The sequence below is a fragment of the Streptomyces sp. S465 genome (genome assembly GCF_026898115.1).
Lineage (GTDB): Bacteria > Actinomycetota > Actinomycetes > Streptomycetales > Streptomycetaceae > Streptomyces > Streptomyces luomodiensis.
In genome coordinates, this window is record NZ_CP114036.1 from 2,139,784 (window position 1) to 2,158,158 (window position 18,375).

Here is an 18,375-nt window from a genome sequence, read left to right on the forward strand (position 1 = left end):
TATCAAGCTACGACACCATTCACCCTTTTTGGTTCCTTCGGTATGTGTGATCGATTAGGCCGATCGTGCGGCCCTCAGCAGGCGTCCAGGAACCGGTCCAGCACCCTGACGCCGAACTTCAGCCCGTCCACCGGCACCCGCTCGTCGACCCCGTGGAACATCCCGGCGAAGTCCAGCTCGGGGGGCAGCCGCAGCGGCGCGAAGCCGAAGCAGCGGATGCCGAGGTCGTCGAAGGACTTCGCGTCGGTACCGCCCGAGAGGCAGTACGGCACGGCGCGGGCGATCGGGTCCTCGGCCTTCAGCGCCGACTGCATGGCCTCGACCAGCGCCCCGTCGAAGCTCGTCTCCAGCGCCTTGTCCGCGTGCACGTCCTCCCGCTTGACGCGCGGGCCGAGGATGCGGTCGAGGTCGGCCAGGAACTCCTCCTCGAACCCCGGCAGGAAGCGCCCGTCCACATGCGCGGTGGCCTGCCCGGGAATGACGTTGACCTTGTAGCCGGCGCTGAGCATGGTCGGGGCGGCGGTGTTCTGCAGCGTGGCCCCGATGATCTTCGCGATGCCGCCGAGCTTGGCGAGCGTCTCCTCCATGTTCTCCGGGTCGAGCGGGGTGCCGAGCGCGTCGGACAGCTCGTCCAGGAAGGACCGCACGGTCTTGGTGACCCGCACCGGGAACTTGTGCCGCCCGAGCCGCCCGACGGCCTCGGTCAGCTCGGTGATGGCGTTGTCGTTGTTGGTCATCGAACCGTGCCCGGCGGTGCCGTCCACCGTGAGCCGCATCCAGTGCATGCCCTTCTGGGCGGTCTCGATCAGGTAGAGCCGCAGGTCCTCGTTGACGGTGAACGAGAAGCCGCCGACCTCGCCGATCGCCTCCGTCACGCCCTCGAACAGGTCGGGGTGGTTCTTGACCAGGTGCTTGGCACCGTAGACGCCGCCCGCCTCCTCATCGGCGAGGAAGGCCAGCACGATGTCGCGCGGGGGCTTGCGGCCGCTGCGCAGCCGGTCCCGTACGACCGCGAGGGTCATCGCGTCCATGTCCTTCATGTCCACCGCGCCCCGGCCCCAGACGCAGCCGTCCGCGATCTCGCCGGAGAAGGGGTGGTGGGTCCAGTCCTCGGCGTTGGCCGGTACCACGTCGGTGTGGCCGTGGATGAGCAGCGCCGGGCGGGACGGGTCCTCCCCCTCGATCCGCGCCACGGTCGACGCCCGGCCCTTGTGCGACTCGAAGATCTTCGGCTCGAGCCCCACCTCGGCGAGCTTCTCGGCGACGTACTCGGCGGCCGCGCGCTCACCGGGGCCGGAGTGGTCGCCGTAGTTACTGGTGTCGATCCGGATCAGGTCACGGCAGAGGTCGACCACCTCGTCCTCGCCGCTGACCGTCCCGGTCGTCGTCGCGCCCGAAAGCGACTCACTCACGATGCCTCCTTGTCGTTGCGCTGCCGCGAGAAGCCCAGGTACGGCCCGCCCACGGCAGGGGTCACCTGCCCCATCCTCCCCCGCTCGCCCGCCAAGCCCAAGGCAGCAATACCGCCGTCATGTCCCCGTCACACACCCACGCCCCCGTCCCGGCCGGGGACCGGCCCCGGTACCGCCCTCCGGGGCGTGAGCTGCCGTGATCGAGCACGTCCCGATGTTTGCTATGGTTTTCCATGTCGGAACGGCCACGGGCCGACCGGCAGACACCTGGTCCGGGTGGCGGAATGGCAGACGCGCTAGCTTGAGGTGCTAGTGCCCTTTATCGGGCGTGGGGGTTCAAGTCCCCCCTCGGACACAAGAGTGAACAGGCACGCGAACGGTGCCGACCGGAATCCGGTCGGCACCGTTCGCGTTTTCGTGCGGTCCGGATGCCGTCTCCCCCCTCCTCCCTCCTCTCCCCCAACGCCGCAGCGTACGGCCATCTCCTGCTCGGGCAGGGCGACTTGACACGGGGTCCGCGCCTGGGGAAGCCTTCCCTTACGCGATATGACATTCATATTCATCTGGAGGTGATGCGCGGACATGCGCACCGCGTTCGTCGGCAAGGGCGGCAGTGGCAAGACCACCCTCTCCGCCCTCTTCGCCCAGCACCTGGCCCGTTCGCACGCCCCCGTCGTGGCGATCGACGCCGACATCAACCAGCATCTGGGCACCGCCCTGGGGCTGGACGGGAACGCGCTGCGCGAGATCGTGCCGCTCGCCGACCGCACCGCCGAGATCAAGGAGTACCTGCGCGGCGACAACCCGCGCATCGCCTCCCTCGACGCCATGGTCAAGACCACCCCGCCGGGACGTGGGTCCCGGCTGCTGCGCCTGCTCGGCTCCGACCCGGTGCACGCCCGGCACGTACGGGACGTGGACGGAGTGCGGCTGATGACCACCGGGGCGTTCGCCGAGGAGGACCTCGGCGTGGCGTGCTACCACTCCAAGCTCGGCGCCGTCGAGCTGTATCTGAACCATCTGGTGGACGGCGCCGGGGAGTACGTCGTCGTCGACATGACCGCCGGTGCCGACTCCTTCGCCTCCGGGCTGTTCACCCGCTTCGACATGACCTTCCTGGTCGCCGAACCCACCCTCAAGGGCGTGTCCGTCTACCGCCAGTACAAGGAGCACGCCGCCGAGTTCGGGGTGCCGCTCGCCGTGGTCGGCAACAAGGTGGCCGGCGAGGACGACCGGCTCTTCCTCAAGGAGCACATCGGGGACGACCTGCTGGTGTGCCTCGGCCACTCCGACTGGGTCCGCGCCCGGGAACAGGGCCGCGCCACCGGGGAGCTGGAACCCGAGCACCGCCTGGCCCTGGAGCAGCTGCGCGCCGCCGTGGACTCCCGGCCCAAGGACTGGGACACCTTCCAGCGGCAGGCCGTCTCCTTCCATCTGCGCAACGCCCGTGCCTGGGCCGATCGCGCCACCGGCCAGGACCTGAGCGCCCAGGTCGATCCCGCGTTCCGCCATGGACCGGCCGCACTCGCCGACGCCGCCGCATCGCACTGACCACCGCCCGCCGTCTTCACGACCCGACCGATTGGGGCACCCTTCGCATGTCACTGACCGTCTCCCCCGAACTTCTGGCCCAGGCCGAGCAGGGCGAGGTCTCCGAGCGGGACTTCGTCGCCACCGTGCGCGACTCACTGCCGTACGCCTATGACCTCATCGCCCGTCTGGCGGACGAACTCCGTTCCGGGGACGCGGAGTTCACCGACAACCAGACCCCGCCGCCGTCCGAGGCCGAGCGGGGGCAGCTGCTGCGCGCCCTGGCCAGCGACGCCATCCGCGGCAGCCTGGAACGCCACTTCGGCATTACCCTCGCCTTCATGAACTGCCATCGGGTGGCCGCGTTCCGCCCCGGTGCGGAAGAGGGTCCGGCCTACGCCACCTTCGTCTCCACGCGGTCCCAGATCCTCAACCAGTCGCCCGAACTCCGCGACTGCTGATCCCCGGTCGCCCGAGAACCCGCGCAGCCCCAGGCCATTGGCCTGGGGCTGCGCCTACGTGATCCCGTAGTGCCCGCAGGCGGCCCCCATCCGTACCGTCATTGGTGTCCGGAAACGCGGAGCCGATTCCGGACCGGTCGAATCCCTCGTCATCATCGGGAAGGGAAAGCCATGCCGGTAACGGTCGAAAAGAACACGGTCTGCCTCGTCTGCGACAGCGAGCTGGAAATTGAGAACGGCGCGGAGACGGGCGAGATCATCGAATGCGGGACGTGCGGTCAGGAGCACGAGCTGACCAGCGGGGCCGACAACGGCTACCAGGTCGCGCTGGCGCCGGAGGTCGAGGAGGACTGGGGCGAATGACCGTCGCAGCCACCGACGTCCTGCTGTCGGTGACCGTGCTGCGCCCCGACGAGCGTCGGCTCCTGGACGCCTTGCGCGCCCAGGGGCTGACGGCCCGTCCGGTGCTGCCGCCGGACATCGCCGAAGTCCTCTCGGACGAAACGGCCCGACCCGAGATCGTCCTGCTCAGGAACCTGTCCCACCGTGAGGCCATCGGTACCGCCCGCCGGCTCGAGCAGGCCGGGATCGAGACCCTGAACAGCCCCTCGGCCATCGAAGTGTGCAACGACAAGGGCCTTCAGGCCCTGCTCTTCGCGCGGCACGGCGTCCCCCACCCGGTGACCCGGCACGCGTTCAGCTACGACCAGGTCCGCTCCGCCGTCGTCGAGCTCGGCCAGCCGGTGGTGGTGAAACCGCCCTCCGGCTCGTGGGGGCGCGGGGTCACCCGCCTGGCCGACGAGGGCGAACTGGAGGCGTGGACGGGCGGGCGGGAGTCCGCCGACGCGGCCGGGAAGCTCTTTCCCGTGCTGGTGCAGGAGTACGTGGACAAGCCGGGCCATGACCTGCGCGTCGTGGTGATCGGGGAGACCCCGGTCGTGGCCTTCCGCCGGAAGTCCGACAACTGGCGCACCAATACGCATCTGGGCGCCGAGGTGGAACGCGTCGAGATCACCGCGGACATCGAGCGGCTGTGCGCCCTGACGGTTTCCGCCCTCGGCCCCGGTTTCTACGGGGTGGACCTGGTGGAGGACCGCCTCACGGGTGAGCTGACGGTTCTGGAGATCAACGCCAATCCGGAATTCGCGCGCTCCTCCGAAGCGCATGGCGTCGATGTGGCAGGCCGTTATGCCGAATACGTCGCCGGTCTCCTCGGCTCCCGGCGGCTCTCGGTGGCCGCCTGAGCCATCACGCCACCGGCATCAGTAACACCACGGGGAATCTCCAGAACCACTGTCACCTTTTCAAGGGGATATTTCATGGAACAATACGACGCTGCGCTCGTTCTGACCCGGGTACTGACCTCCGGTGTCGTGATGAGCATCGAGAAGAACGACAAGGAGCTGCCCTCTCTGGAGAGGCTGCTGGCCAAACTCGGCGGCCGTGCCAGGGTGGTTCTGGTCAACAGCCGGACGGCCGCGATCCACGCGGCGCTGTGCGGCCAGGGCATCGGGCACGGTGACCACGCCGTGCTGCCCGAACTCGATCGGCGCGACCGCTCCTTCGTCAGCTGGCTCGGCGTACAGGAGGCCGTCCAGGAAGCCGGATCGGAGGCCGGCGGACCGGCCTTCGACCTGTTGAGCCTCACCCCCGAGAACGCCGGCCGGTTCCGGGAGGCCGCCGCGGCCGCAAGCGCTCCGGCGCTGGCCGTGGACTTCACCGGGCTCGGCTTCGGGCCGGCGGCGGCCCTGCTCACCGATGACGAGCGGATCTGGGCGCGGGCCGAGCGGCTGAAGATATTCGGCGCCTTCGATCTGCGCACGATGTGGACGCAGGAGGAGGCCGAACCCGGCCTGGCCCCGGGCGTCCAGTTCAACTACCGGCTCAGCCCGCTGGTCGCGGCCTGCATCCGGATGGCACTCAGGCAGGTCGGCCCGCGTACGCCCGTCAAGACCGGAGGGACCAACTGATGATCACGGACTTCCCGTCGGCTCCGCTCCCGCTGCCCGACCCCGCGGAGGTCGCGGCCGAACTCGCCGAATTCGGCGGCGGGGCGATGATCCCCAAGGAGATGCGGCGCACCATCTTCCCGGTGATCACCAAGGAGGATGTCTTCACCATGCTGCTGGCGCAGCGGTCCGCCCCGGACAAGGTGGTGGCCGACTTCGCCGAGAGCTACCGCGCCTACGTGGGCGCCCACCGGGCGCTCCCCACCGCGAGCGGTACCTCCAGCCTCCATCTGGCCCTGATCGGGGCCGGTGTGCAGCCCGGTGACGAGGTGATCGTCCCCGCCTTCACCTTCATCGCCACCGCGCAGGCGGTCGTGGCCGCCAAGGCCGTGCCGGTCTTCGTCGACATCGATCCGCGGACGTACTGCATGTCGGCCGAGGCCGCCGAGGCGGCGGTCACCGAGCGCACCCGGGCCATCATGCCGGTGCATGTCCACGGGCTGCCCGCGGACGTCGCCGCGCTGCGCGCGGTCTGCGGCCGGCACGGGCTGGCGCTGGTGGAGGACGCCTCGCACGCCCACTCCGCGAAGATCGGTGAGCAGATCTGCGGCTCCCTCGGGGACGCCGCCGGACAGAGCCTGATGGCGGACAAGAACTTCCCGCTCGGCGGCGAGGGCGGTATCGCCTTCTTCGCAAGCGACGAGGCGTACGACCGGACGACGGAGTTCCTCGACCGGAACGGCATCGACTACGGGATGTCCTGGGTGGCTGCCGCGTTCGGCGCGAGCCAGCTGGCCCGGCTGCCCTACTACGACGCGATACGGGCCCGCAACGCGGCGCTGCTGGCCGACGCGCTGCGGGAGACCGGTCTGTTCACCCCGCCGTACGTGCCGGACGGCCACGTCCACGCGTACAACATGTACCGCGTCAATCTGGTGCCCGAGGCCGTCGGCCTGGAGGACCTGCCCGTCTGGGCGGTGAAGGAGGCCGTGCACGAGCTGCTCACCGCCGAGGGCGTGCCGGCCCGCGAGTGGCAGAACACCCCCATCCCCTGCCACCTGCCCTTCCGGGAGCGGGCGGGCTTCGGCAACGGCTACCCGTTCACGCTCAACCCGGCCGCGGTCCGGGACCACGAGCCGCAGGACTTCCCGAACGTGGTCGCCATGCTGGACCGCACCGTGGTGCTCTGCCGTGAGCTGCGCTCCCCGGTGGAGTACGAGCGGGCGACCCGCTACGCGGACGCCTTCCGCAAGGTCGCCGCCCGTCCCGACGCCATCCGCAAGCTCGTCGCCGAGCGTGAGTACCGGCGGCCCTATGAGAAGGCGGCCCGCCTTGGCTGACAACGACCGGCTGCGGGTGGCCGTACTCGGCGCCAGCGGCTACACCGGTGCGGAACTGGTCCGGCTGCTGCTGGACCACCCGCGAGTGGAACTCGCCTATCTGTCCTCGGAGCGCTACAGCGGGCACCCCATCACCTCCGTGCTGGCCGGGGTGCGCAATCACCCCGCCGCCGCCGGGTTACGGTTCCAGCCGCTGGACGCCTGCGACGAGGTGGACGTGGCCTTCGGCTGCCTGCCCACCGGGGCGCTGCCGCCGCGGATGCCCAAGCTCTCGGAGCGGGCGGAGCGGGTGATCAACCTGGCCGGGGACTTCCGGCTCACCGACCCTGAGGAGGCCGCCGCCCACTATCCCGAGTCGGCCGGGTGGGACCAGCCGTTCCACTACTTCGTCCCGGAGTTCTCCCCGCCGCCCGCCGACGCCCGGTTCATCAACCTGCCCGGCTGCATGGCCGTCACCACGCTCTACGCGCTGCAACCGCTGGTCGCCGCCGACCTGGTGGGTGACGAGGTCGTCGTGGACGCCAAGACCGGGGCCAGTGGCAGCGGAGCGAAGTCCTCGGAGCACCCCGCGGAGCGGATCGGCAACTTCCGGGTGCACAAGCCGTTCGGGCACCGGCACGCCCCGGAGATCGTGCAGGCGCTGCACACGTTCTCCGGCCGCGCCCCGCGGCTGCGGTTCTCCACCTACAGCCTGGACGTCTCGCGGGGCATCCTGATCTCCGCGTACGGTCCGCTGCGCCCGGAGGTCTCCCGGCTGGACGTCAAACGTGCCTACGGCAAGACGTACGCGAAGACCCCGTTCGTCCGGGTGCGCACCGCGCTGAAGACGCCCGGGGACTTCCCGATGCTCAAGAGCGTGGTCGGCTCCAACATGGCCGAGGTGGCGGTGTCGGTCCGCGAGGACCGGTTCGTGGCCGTCGCCGCGCTCGACAACCTGCTCAAGGGCGCGGCCGGACAGGCGGTGCAGGCCCTCAACCTCCTCCACGGATTCGAGCAGTCCACAGCCCTTCCCTTCACGGCGGTGACACCATGAGCGGACGGCCCCTGTATGTGATCAAGGTCGGCAGCAGCACCCTGCTGCATCCCCAGGTCTTCGACGAGATCGCCGCCGTCCGCCGGCGCGGGGCGCGGGTGCTGCTGGTGGCCGGGGGCGCCGAGGGCATCGAGCGCCACTACCGGTCCATCGGCCGGGCCATGCCCGAACTCACCCTGCGCAACGGCGACACCGTGCGCTACTGCCCTCCGGCGGAGATGCCGCATATCGTCGCCGCCTACCAGCAGGTCACGCTCCCCATGGTGGAAGCCGGCCTCACCGCGCTCGGCCTGGCGGTCTTCACCGCCGTGGCGGCCCACGGCGGCCTGGTGACCGGGGTCGTCAACCGTCCGCTGCGGGTGATGGCGGACGGCCGGTCCAAGGTGATCAGGGACCACCGCGCGGGCACGGCGGAGGGCGTGGACACCGAGCGGCTCACGGCGCTGCTGGACGCCTACGACGTGGTCTGCCTCTCCCCGCCGGTGCGGGACACCGCCGGCGGCAGCGAACTCAACGTCGACGCCGACGTGCTGGCCGCGACGCTGGCCAACGCGCTGGGCGCGGACCATCTGCGGCTGGTCACCGGGACCGCGGGGATCCTCACCGACCCCGCGGACCCCGGCTCCACCCTGCGCGACGCGTTCCCGGGCACGGCCGCCCAGTACGCGGGCGGCCGGATGAAGCAGAAGGTGCGGGCGGCGGAGCTGGGGCTGCAGGGCACGGCGGACGTCGCGGTGACCGGGCCGCACACCATGGCTGATCCGGACGGCTGGACCCGGTTCTGGGCGGCCGAGGAACCGGCCGCGGACCTGGCCCTGCTCAGCCGGACCGTGCAGATCCCCTCCACCTCCTACGACGAACACGAGCTGGTGGACTACCTGGTGCACTGGTGCCGGCAGCGGGAGCTGCGGGCCTGGCGCGACGAGGCCGGCAACCTGGTCGCGGAGCGCGGCACGGGACCGCGCACCCTGCTGCTCCTGGGCCATCTGGACACCGTCCCGTTCACCTGGCCGGTGCGCTGGGAATCCGGCGCCGCGGATGACGCGGGCACGGATGACACGAGCACCGGGGACGCGGTGCTGCACGGGCGGGGCAGCGTGGACGCCAAGGCGTCCATGGCCGCCTTCCTCGACGTACTGGCCGACGCGACCGTCCCCGAGGGCTGGCGGCTGCGCGTCGTCGGCGCGGTGGAGGAGGAGGTCTCCTCGTCCAAGGGGGCCTTCCACGTACGCGACCACTATCCGGCGGACGCGGTCGTGGTGGGCGAGCCGAGCGGTTCGGCCGCCCTCACCCTCGGCTACTTCGGGCTGTTCAAGCTGCGGGTGACCGCGACGGTGCGCAGCGGCCACTCGGCCGGCTTCCAGGCCCGGTCCGCGCCCGACCACCTGATCGAGTCGCTGGAGGCGATCCGGGCGGCCGTGCTGAAGGAGGCCGACGACGCCCTGAGCGCGGTCATCGACGTCAGCTGCTCGGCCGATGCCGGCAGCCAGTCGGCCACCGCGATCCTCAACTTCCGGGTACCGCCGGCCGCGGACCTCGACGCGCTGCGCGCCAGGGCCCTGGACGCGGCGGGCGAGGACGTGCGGATCGAGTTCCTGCGCGCCACGCCGGGCTTCACCGGCCCCCGCTCGACGCCGCTGGCCAGGGCCTTCAGCCGCGGTTTCGGCCGCAGCGGCATCCGTCCCCGATTCCTGCTGAAGAAGGGCACATCCGATATGAACACCCTGGCCACGACATGGCGGGGGGTACCCATGGTGGCCTACGGACCGGGCGACTCGGCCCTGGACCACACCGAACACGAGCACATCGACGCGGCCGAGTACCGCAGGGCCCGCACCGTGCTGCACGAGGCGGTCACCGGGTTCTTCGCGCTCAGCGGCGCGGGAGCCGACGACGGCGGGCGCGCCGCCCGGACCGGGGAGGAGGCGGCATGACGGCGACCGTCACGGAGGCCGGGCCGCACGGTGTCGGCGGAGCCGTCGCCGAGCGACCCGCCCCCCACCGGACCCTCCCCGATGTGCTGCGGGAGCGGGCGCTGACCGCCCGCCGCATGGTGATCGACATGGCCGCCTCGCCGACCGGCTGCCATCTCGGCGGCAGCCTGTCGGCGATGGACATCCTGATCGCCGCGCTGGACCGGACGGCCTCGTCCGACGACGGCAGCCAGGTGGTGCTGAGCAAGGGGCACGCCGCCGCGGGGCTGTACGCGGCGCTGTACGTGACCGGAATCCTCCCGGAGGACCCGGTGCCGCACTACGGCGCCCCGACCCACCACTTCACCGGTCATCCGGGGCCCGCCGTGCCGGGCGTCCGCTTCCCGACCGGAAGCCTCGGCCACGGGGTGCCCTACGCGCTGGGCTGGGCCCTGAGCCGCAGGCTCTCCGGCTCGGGCGGCCTGGGCATCGCCGTCGCCGGGGACGGCGAGCTCCAGGAGGGGCTGGTCTGGGAGACCTGCCAGGTCGCCGCCGCGCAACAGGTCGGCAATCTGGTGCTCTTCGTGGACCGCAACGGCGGCCAGAACGACGGCCTGGTGGCGGACATCTCCCCGCAGCCGCGGCTGGCCGAGCGGTTCGAGGCGTTCGGCTTCGAGGTGCGCGAGGCGGACGGGCACGATGTGGCCGCCCTCCGGGAACTGCTGGAGCCGGACCGGTCGGCCGCCACACGGCCGTTGGCGATCATCGCGGACACCGTCAAGGGCAAGGGGCTCCGCCCGGTCGAGGGCAAGGCCGCCTCGCACTACGTGACCATCGACGCCGCGCGGGCCACCAACTGGAAGAGGATCGTGCGATGACACTGCCCGGACGTACCGCCTACCGCGAGGAACTGACGAGCATCGCCGCGGACAACCCCCGGATCCTGTGCCTGGAGGCCGACCTCGGCGGCCGTTCCCACCCCTTCGCGACCGCGTATCCCGACCGCTTCTTCAACGTCGGCATCGCCGAGGGCGCCATGGTCGACATGGCCGCCGGGCTGGCGGCCGGCGGCTACCAGCCCTTCGTCTCCACCTTCGCGCCGTTCGCCGCGCTGCGCGCGGCGGAGAGCCTGAAGCTCGCCCTGGGCTACCTGGGCGCCGGTATCACCGTGGTGGCCCCGTACGCCGGGGTGTCCGGCGGCTGGTTCGGCACCACCCACCACTGCCTGGAGGACTTCGCCGTCGTACGGGCGATACCCGGCGTCACGATCGCCGCCCCCTACGGGGAGCAGGAGATGCGCGCGGTCATCCGCCGGGCCGCGCGCACCGGCACCCCGCACTACGTGCGCACCGGGCGCAACGCCGCCCCGGTGAGCCTGCCGTGGCAGGGGACGGACCCGCCGGTGGTCAACTGGGACGACGCGGGCGCGCGGCCGGACCGTACCTGCCTGGTGTCGGTCGGTGAGGTCGGCACCGAGCTGTGCCTGGCGGTGCGCCGGGCCGACCCCGGGCTCGCGCACGCGCATCTGTGCTTCGTCGACCAGCCGCATCTGGAGCTGGCCGCCGCGGAACTGGCCGGGCGGTACGACAGGTTCGTCGTGGTCGAGGAGCACCGGCCCGCCGGGAGCGTCGGCTCCGCGCTCGCCCTGCTGCTGTCCGGGCGCGTGGTGCGCTCGGTGAACGCGGGCGAGGGCTGGCCGAGCCGGGGCGGCAGCCATGAGCAGGTGCTCGACCAGCTGGGACTGAACGAGGCCGCGGTGTGGGAGGCGCTGGCCCCGTGGGAGGAACCGCCGCTCGCGGGCGGGACGGAGATGGGGACGGTAAACGGGATGGGGAAGGGGAAGTCGACATGAGTACGCAGCACCGGGTGGGGCTGGGGCAGGGGACCGCGATCTACGTGGGCGCGATCCTGGGCGCCGGCATTCTGGCGCTGCCCGCGCTCGCGGCGCGGGCGGCGGGCCCCGCCTCCCTGCTGGCGTGGCTGGCGCTGCTGCTGTTCTGCGTACCGGTGGCCACGAGCTTCGCCGCGCTCGGCGCGCGGTACCCGGACAGCGGCGGGGTGGCCACCTTCGTGTCCAAGGCCTTCGGGTCACGTCTGTCCGGCGCGGTGGGGTACTGGTTCTACTTCGCCCTGCCCGCCGGGGCACCGGCCACGGCCTACGTCGGAGGCCAGTACGCGGCCCACGCGCTGGGTGCCGGACAGCGGGTCACGCTGGCGGTGGCCGCGGGCCTGCTGCTGGCGGCGTTCGCCAGCAACGCGGTGGGGCTGCGGATGTCGGCCCGGGTGCAGCTGGTGCTGGTGGGGCTGCTGGCGGTGCTGCTGCTGATCGCCGTGCTCACCGCGCTGCCCCACGCCCGCACCTCGAACCTCACCCCCTTCGCGCCGCACGGCGGGGCGGCCATCGGACAGGCCGCCAGCCTGCTGTTCTTCACCTTCGCGGGGTGGGAGGCGGTCACCCATCTGTCCGGTGAATTCCGCGATCCGCGCCGGGATCTGCGCCGGGTCACGGCGGCCACCTTGGTGGTCATCGGGGTGCTCTACCTGGGTCTCGCGGTGACCTGTGTGCTGGTGCTGGGGCCCGAACTCGCCGAGTCCGACGCCCCGTTGACGCTGCTGCTCCAGCGCGGTATCGGCTCGTCCGCCTCCGCCATCACCGCGGTGATGGCCATGCTGCTCACCTTCGGCACCATGAACTCCTACCTGGCCGGGGCCTCCCGGCTCGGGGCGGCGCTCGCCCGGGACGGTGTGCTGCCGGCCCCGCTCGCCAAGGGCCACCGGCCCGGTGAGGTGCCGCGCCGCAGCCTGGCCCTGCTGTTCGTGCTCAGCGGGCTGGTGTGCGCCTTCGCGCTGCTGACGGACACCGGTCTGGGGAAGGTCATGCTGGCCGCGTCCGCGTGCTTCATCGCGGTCACGGTGGCCGGTCTGGTGGCGGGGGTGCGGCTGCTGCCCCGGGGCAGCGCCGTGTGGTGGGGCGCGGTCGTCGCGGCCGCGGTGATGAGCGTCGTCCTGGCGTTCTCCGGGTGGTTCCTGATCCTTCCGGTGGTGCTGGGAGCGGCGGCGGTCGGCGGGCAGTGGTGGTCGGCGCGGCTCCGGGAACGGGTGCGGACGGCCGGCTCGCCGAAGTCCGAGGCGCCGAGGATGGTGAACGCCTGCGCGCCGCTGCCGGAGCGGGCAGAGTAAGTGGCCGGAAGACGTCCGAGGAGGGTGCAGTGGATCTGGGGCTGAAGGGGCGGGTCGCGCTGGTCGCGGCCGGTACGAGCGGCATCGGGCTCGCGGTGGCCCGCCGGCTGGCCGGGGAGGGCGCCACCGTATCGGTGTGCGGGCGCTCCCCCGCCCGGCTGCGGGAGGCGTTGAGCCTGCTGGAGGAGGAGGCGCCCGGGGCGGTGCACGGGAAGGCGCTGGACGTCACCGATCACGCCGCGGTGGAGGGCTGGGTCGAGGAGGTGGCCGGTCTGCACGGCGGGCCGCATGTGGTGGTCGCCAACGCGGGGAGCCCGCCGGAGGGGGGTGCCGAGCGGTTCGGCGTGCCGGACTACCGGGCGGCGGTGGAGCTCAACCTGCTCTCCGCGATCACCCTGACCCGGGCGGCCCTGCCGCATATGCGGCAGGCGGGCTACGGCCGGATCCTCTTCGTCACCTCGCTGGCCAGCAAGCAGCCGATTCCCGGGCTCGCGCTGTCCAACACGGTCCGCCCGGCGGTGGTCGGTTACGCCAAGGCGCTGGTGCACGAACTCGCCGAGGCCGGGGAGCGTGCGGTGACGGTCAATGTGCTCGCCCCCGGTATGACGCGTACGCCCACGCTCCAGGCGTGGGCGGAGGAACTCGAGGGCGGTGTGGAGCGGTTGAGCGCGGACATTCCGATCGGGCGGCTGGCGGAACCGGACGAGGTGGGTGCCGCCGCCGCCTTCCTCGCCTCGTCGCTCGCGGGAGCCACCACCGGAGTGGTGCTGCCGGTGGACGGCGGCGCCACCCGCGGCCTGCTCTGAGAGTGGGCCGGTGGCGCCGCTCGTGCCGTCGGGTCAGGCGGCCACGGGGGGACGTCCGTGCAGGGCCACGGCGAGTTGGGCGCGGCGGCTGATGTCGAGTTTGCGATAGATCCGGGTGATGTGCTGTTCCACGGCGCGCGGGGAGACCCGCAGCCGCTCGGCCATCTGCTGGTTGGTGAGACCGTCGAGCATCATCCGGGTCAGCCGACGCTCGTGGGCACTCAGTTCGCCCGCCTCGATCTCCGGCCGCCCCGCGTCCGGGACATGGGGGCCGGCCGGCGCGGCGGAGCCGCCGGTGAAGACCTCGTCCAGCTCCCTGGCGCGGGTGCTCAGGACGATGCGTTCCCGGACGTAAGGGTCCCCGCCCAGCACGCTCCGCAGCGCGGCGTGGTCGTCGACCTGGAGCAGCAGCGTGTCGCCCTGCCCCCCGGCCCAGGCCCCTCCGTACAGCAGGATCTTCTCGTGGGCCATCCGCCGCCAGTACAAACGGTGGCTCGGCCGCGTACGGCGCAGGTCCTCTCCCGTGCGCAGTTGGCGTTCTACGAAGAATCTCATCGTTGCTCCCGGTGCCAGGACGGTGCCCACGGGGCCCGGACGCTCCGTGGTACTGCGCCCGTAGCGTCCAGCGACGGACTCCCCAACGCTTCCCGTCCCGATACCGGCCGACCGAACACCTGTCGGTAATGGTTATATTTTTTTCGCTGACTGGTCGTTACAGTTAGTACATGAGCGCTCGCCGAGGGGGCACAGGTTGACGGAGCAGAAGCGGGACCCGGTCCGGTTGAATGTGCTCGGCTCGCTCGAATGCCTCACGGACGACGGGACTCAGCTTCCGCTCGGCGGGCCCGTCCATGAGCGGGTACTCGTCGCCCTGCTGCTCTCCCCCAACCGTGTTCTGCCGGTCAGCCGGCTGGTCGAGGCCGTCTGGGACGAGGATCCGCCCGCCACCGCCTCGCACCAGGTGCGCAAGGCCGTCGCCGCGCTCCGCCGCCGCATCCCGGCGGGGCATGAGCTGATCCTCACCGATGGTCCCGGCTACCGGGCGGTGGTGGCACCCGAGCGCCTGGACCTGAGCATGTTCACCGAGGGGCTGCGGCGGGCCCAGCAGGAAGCGGCCGAAGGGCGCACCAGGGCCGCGGTCGACACCCTGAGCACGGCTCTCGCACTGTGGCGCGGCCCGGTTCTGGCCGGGGCCGGCGGTGCGGTGATCGCGGCCGCCTCCGCCGCTCTGGAGGAGCGCCACCTGGCGGCGACCGAACAGTACTACGAGCTGCGGCTGTCCCTGGGCGAGAGCGGCGAACTGGTCGGGGACCTGCGCGATCTGATCGGCTCCCACCCCTTCCAGGAGACGCTCCGCGGACTGCTGATGCTCGCCCTGTACCGGTCGGGGCGGCAGGCGGAAGCGCTGGCGGAGTTCGACTCGGTGCGCAAAATGCTCTCCGTGGAGCTGGGCATCGACCCGAGCGAGCGGCTGACCGCCCTGCACGAGGCGATCCTGCGCAACAGCCCCGAACTCGCCGCCCCCAGCCGTCCGGCGCCCGTGCCCCCGGCCACCGCGGCGGCCGCCACCCCCACCGGCCACTCACCGCCCCCCTTATCCGCTCCCTTACCCACCCCGCCCCCACCGGCGCCGACCGGCCCGCACTGCTGCACCCTGCCCTACGACCTGCCGGACTTCACCGGCCGGGACCGGGAGCTGCGGTATCTGCTGGAGGGCTCCTGGGGGCCGGACGGCCAGGGCGGTCCGGGTCCGCGCCCCGGACGCGGCCCGCGCATCGTGGCCATCGACGGCATGGGCGGCACCGGCAAGACCTCGCTCGCGGTGCGGGTGGCCCATCAACTCGCCGACTACTGGCCCGACGCCCATCTCTACGTCGACCTGCGCGGTTTCACCCCAGGCGAGCCGCCGCTCCAGCCCGGCGCGGTCGCCGAGGCGATGCTGCGGACGCTCGACGTGCCCGGCGAGCGCATCCCCGAGGACGAGGCGGGGCGGCTCGCCCTGTGGCGTACCACGGCGGCACAGCACCGGCTGGTACTCCTCCTTGACAACGCTGTCGACAGCGCGCAGGTCCGGCCGCTGCTGCCGGGCACCTCCGACGCCCTCGTCCTGATCACCAGCCGTTCCCGGCTGGTGGAACTGGACGGGGCCCAGTGGATCTCCCTCGGGATGATGCCCCCGCAGGACAGCACGGCACTGGTCGCCAGGATGCTCGGCGAGGAGCGCATGGCGGCCGAGCCGGTGGCGGTGGCCGAGCTGGCGGAGTTATGCGGCCACCTGCCGCTCGCGCTGCGGATCGCCGCCGCCAGGCTCCGCAACCGGCCGCGCTGGACCGTCCGCCACCTGGTCGACCGGTTGCGGGACGAGACCCGCCGCCTGGACGAACTGCGCTCCGGGGAACGGGGCGTCACCGCGACCCTGACCCTGTCCTACGAAGGGCTCGCCCCGGCGCACCGCACCGCCTTCCGGCTGCTGGGCAGGCATCCGGGCGCGGACGTCGACCCGTACTCGGCCGGCGCTCTGCTCGGCACCGACCCGAGCCGGGCCGAGGAGGTGCTGGAGCATCTGCTGGACACGCATCTGATGCAGCAGCACGAGACCGGCCGCTACGCCTTCCACGACCTGGTGCGCAGTTTCGCGCAGTGGCTGACGAAGCAGGAGGGCCAGGAAGAGAACACGGCGAACGAGACGGCGGACGCCACGGCGGATGCCACGGCCACCCAGCGGCTGCTCGACTACTACCTGGCCGCCACCGAAGCGGCCTGTGACATCGTTTTCCCGGGCCGGGCGCCACTGAGCGCCGGACCCGACGGACCGGTCCTGCGGCCGGCCGCCGTGGTCCCGCCGCTCCAGAACATCGCCCGCGCCCGGGAGTGGCTGGACCGGGAGAAGGACAGCCTGCTGGCAGCCGTCACCCTCGCGGACCGCCAGGGCCTGTACCGGCACGCCGCCGAGCTGGCCCGCAACGTCGTCTTCCAGCTCGACAGCCGGGGGCGCTACGAGGAGTTCCGGCAGGTGGCGGGCGTCGCGGTGACCGCCTCACGGGCGCTGGAGGACCGGTCCCTGCTGGCCCTGAGCCTGTCGAACCTGGCGGTCGCCGACTGGAAGCTGGGGCGCTTCCCGGAGGGGCTGACGGCCGCGGAGGAGAGCCTGGGGCTTTCGGTGTCGCTGGGGGACCGCAGGGGGGAGGCCAAGAGCACCGGAATGCTCGGGCTGTTGCTGGCCACGGTCGGCCGCTTCGACGAGGCGCTGCCCCACCTGATGCAGTCGATCTCCCTCAAGAGGGAGCTGGGCGCCCCGCGCGCGGAGGCCGAGTCCCTGACCAATCTCAGCTCGCTCTTCGAGCACCTGGGCAGATACCGCGAGGCCGCCGATGCGGCGCGGCGTGCGGTCGAGCTCAACCAGCGGATCGGCGCCCGGGACAACGAGATGGTGGCCCTGACCGACCTGGCCCTCGCCCTCATCGGCCTCGGCGCGGACGAGGAGGCCCGCGCCTGCCTGGACCGGGCCCTGGAGATGAGCGACGACTCGGACTCCCTGGGGGACGTGGCCCTGGTCCTCGCGCTCTCGGCCAAGGTACGGCGCCGCCTCGGCATGCCCGCGGGGACCCCGGACCACGCCGAACGCGCCCTGGAACTGGAGCGCGAGAGCCGCGCGCCGATCCGGCAGGCGACGGTCAAGAACATCCTGGGCCGGCTGTGCGGCCACCGGCGTGACCACACCACCGCCCTCCAACTGCACACCGACGCCCACCGGATCGCCTCGGCGGTCGGCTACCGCATCGAGATGGCGCGCGCCCTGTCCGGTATGGCCCAGGCTTGTGAGGCGCTCGGTGACGCGGCGGCGGCCGATGACCACCGCCGCAGAGCCGACGCGCTGTTCGACCAGATGGGCGTGGCGGAAGCGTTCCGCCGGCACGGTTGACACGCCGGTGCGGCATCAGGCGGCGGCGAAGGCCGGCCCCTCACCCGAGAGGGGAGCGACGGCCGGCCCCTCACCGGAGGCGAGGACATGGCGCGCGCTGGGGTGCCCGGTGATGGCCGTCGTCCGGTACTCGTGCGCCGCTCCGGCAGTGGAAGCGAACGTCATCGCCGCGATGAGTCCGACCAGTGTGGCGCGCGTGGCTCGCATGAGTGGTACCCCCTCAATCGGTGACCGCTGTTGACATCTCCGATGCTGTCCGCGGCCGTTCCCGAACGCGTCCGGTCTCGTTACCGGCCGCCGCACGCCGTGGCGTGCCGCAACGGGAACCCGCGGTATCCGGCGGCGGACAGGGGCGGCGTACCGCCCCGGCCCGCCGGCCGGTCCCGGCTCACAACGGGCCCATCAGACCCAATCCGGCGTCGGGGGAACAGGGGCGCGAGGCGGAGTCGTGGTGGTGGCCGGGTTCGCAGTCGCGGACCACGACGGTGACGGCCTCGACCGGGCAGCCGGCCACCCGGGATACGGTCGCGGCCAGCTCGGACACCAGGACGGCGCGGCGTTCCCGGTCGTTCCCCTGCCACCAGTCGACGGTGACCACAGGCATGTCGGTACTCCTCAGGAAATAGGTAGGGCGGATGGCACAGGCCCTGAATGGCGCGGCTCGCCATGAGGGTCAGCCATCCTCCCGACCCGGGTTCCTGAACGGTTCCCGCGCCGTTCCCTCTCACGGAGGCGGGACTGGGTACCGCGGATACCCCTCTCTTCCGCACCGCGTCCGTACGCGGACATCACCGTCGCGGCGGGGGCGGCCGGCGGCCCCGGCGCTCAT

At 72.0% G+C, this 18,375-nt stretch carries 17 protein-coding genes and 1 tRNA gene; 14 read left to right on the top strand and 4 right to left on the bottom strand.

The annotated features are described in order from the left end of the window. Positions 1–74: 74 nt before the first annotated feature. Positions 75–1,412, bottom strand: coding sequence for a M20/M25/M40 family metallo-hydrolase (locus tag N6H00_RS09130; RefSeq protein ID WP_268971084.1), 1,338 nt, complete (start codon positions 1,410–1,412; stop codon positions 75–77). A 270-nt stretch (positions 1,413–1,682) separates the two neighbouring features. On the opposite strand from N6H00_RS09130, the gene N6H00_RS09135 reads away from it, so the two are divergent. From N6H00_RS09135 to N6H00_RS09195, 13 genes are all read left to right on the top strand, one after another. Next, a tRNA-Leu gene (locus tag N6H00_RS09135) sits at positions 1,683–1,767 on the top strand. 227 nt (positions 1,768–1,994) lie between these two features. Then, positions 1,995–2,963: an ATP-binding protein gene (locus tag N6H00_RS09140; protein WP_268971085.1), complete on the top strand. Its 969-nt coding sequence runs from the start codon at positions 1,995–1,997 to the stop codon at positions 2,961–2,963. 47 nt (positions 2,964–3,010) lie between these two features. Continuing rightward, positions 3,011–3,403 (top strand): SCO5389 family protein, encoded by a 393-nt coding sequence (locus N6H00_RS09145; RefSeq protein WP_268971086.1) that lies wholly within the window; start codon positions 3,011–3,013, stop codon positions 3,401–3,403. A 171-nt stretch (positions 3,404–3,574) separates the two neighbouring features. Continuing rightward, positions 3,575–3,766, top strand: coding sequence for a lysine biosynthesis protein LysW (locus N6H00_RS09150; RefSeq protein ID WP_268971087.1), 192 nt, complete (start codon positions 3,575–3,577; stop codon positions 3,764–3,766). Continuing rightward, the gene (locus N6H00_RS09155) at positions 3,763–4,647 is read left to right on the top strand and encodes a RimK family alpha-L-glutamate ligase (RefSeq protein WP_268971088.1); all 885 of its coding nucleotides are present in this window, start codon (positions 3,763–3,765) and stop codon (positions 4,645–4,647) included. Before N6H00_RS09150 ends, N6H00_RS09155 begins: the two co-directional genes overlap by 4 nt. Before the next feature lie 75 nt (positions 4,648–4,722). Further along, the gene (locus N6H00_RS09160) at positions 4,723–5,373 is read left to right on the top strand and encodes a degT/DnrJ/EryC1/StrS aminotransferase (protein ID WP_268971089.1); all 651 of its coding nucleotides are present in this window, start codon (positions 4,723–4,725) and stop codon (positions 5,371–5,373) included. Further along, on the top strand, positions 5,373–6,692 hold the full coding sequence (locus N6H00_RS09165; protein WP_268971090.1) for an aminotransferase class I/II-fold pyridoxal phosphate-dependent enzyme: 1,320 nt from the start codon (positions 5,373–5,375) through the stop codon (positions 6,690–6,692). The genes N6H00_RS09160 and N6H00_RS09165 overlap by 1 nt, the downstream gene beginning before the upstream one ends. Then, entirely contained in the window at positions 6,685–7,725 is a 1,041-nt protein-coding gene (argC, locus tag N6H00_RS09170; protein ID WP_268971091.1) for an N-acetyl-gamma-glutamyl-phosphate reductase, read from the top strand. The genes N6H00_RS09165 and argC overlap by 8 nt, the downstream gene beginning before the upstream one ends. Continuing rightward, a complete protein-coding gene (locus N6H00_RS09175) occupies positions 7,722–9,659 on the top strand; it encodes a M20/M25/M40 family metallo-hydrolase (protein WP_268971092.1) in 1,938 nt (645 codons plus the stop codon). The genes argC and N6H00_RS09175 overlap by 4 nt, the downstream gene beginning before the upstream one ends. Next, positions 9,656–10,516, top strand: a complete 861-nt coding sequence (locus N6H00_RS09180) for a transketolase (protein ID WP_268971093.1) — start codon at positions 9,656–9,658, stop codon at positions 10,514–10,516. The genes N6H00_RS09175 and N6H00_RS09180 overlap by 4 nt, the downstream gene beginning before the upstream one ends. Then, complete coding sequence (locus tag N6H00_RS09185; RefSeq protein WP_268971094.1) at positions 10,513–11,490, top strand: transketolase; 978 nt, start codon at positions 10,513–10,515, stop codon at positions 11,488–11,490. The genes N6H00_RS09180 and N6H00_RS09185 overlap by 4 nt, the downstream gene beginning before the upstream one ends. Continuing rightward, a complete protein-coding gene (locus tag N6H00_RS09190) occupies positions 11,487–12,818 on the top strand; it encodes an APC family permease (RefSeq protein WP_268971095.1) in 1,332 nt (443 codons plus the stop codon). Before N6H00_RS09185 ends, N6H00_RS09190 begins: the two co-directional genes overlap by 4 nt. Before the next feature lie 29 nt (positions 12,819–12,847). Then, entirely contained in the window at positions 12,848–13,624 is a 777-nt protein-coding gene (locus tag N6H00_RS09195; RefSeq protein WP_268971096.1) for an SDR family NAD(P)-dependent oxidoreductase, read from the top strand. Positions 13,625–13,657: 33 nt separating this feature from the next. On the opposite strand, the gene N6H00_RS09200 is transcribed toward N6H00_RS09195, so the two are convergent. Then, on the bottom strand, positions 13,658–14,179 hold the full coding sequence (locus tag N6H00_RS09200) for a helix-turn-helix domain-containing protein (protein WP_268971097.1): 522 nt from the start codon (positions 14,177–14,179) through the stop codon (positions 13,658–13,660). A 196-nt stretch (positions 14,180–14,375) separates the two neighbouring features. On the opposite strand from N6H00_RS09200, the gene N6H00_RS09205 reads away from it, so the two are divergent. Continuing rightward, positions 14,376–17,546, top strand: coding sequence for an AfsR/SARP family transcriptional regulator (locus N6H00_RS09205; protein ID WP_268971098.1), 3,171 nt, complete (start codon positions 14,376–14,378; stop codon positions 17,544–17,546). Positions 17,547–17,561: 15 nt separating this feature from the next. Here N6H00_RS09205 and N6H00_RS09210 read toward each other — a convergent pair whose 3' ends face one another. Beyond that, positions 17,562–17,753, bottom strand: a complete 192-nt coding sequence (locus tag N6H00_RS09210; RefSeq protein WP_268971099.1) for a hypothetical protein — start codon at positions 17,751–17,753, stop codon at positions 17,562–17,564. Positions 17,754–17,934: 181 nt separating this feature from the next. Further along, positions 17,935–18,150: a tautomerase family protein gene (locus tag N6H00_RS09215; protein ID WP_268971100.1), complete on the bottom strand. Its 216-nt coding sequence runs from the start codon at positions 18,148–18,150 to the stop codon at positions 17,935–17,937. Between the last annotated feature and the right edge of the window lie 225 nt (positions 18,151–18,375).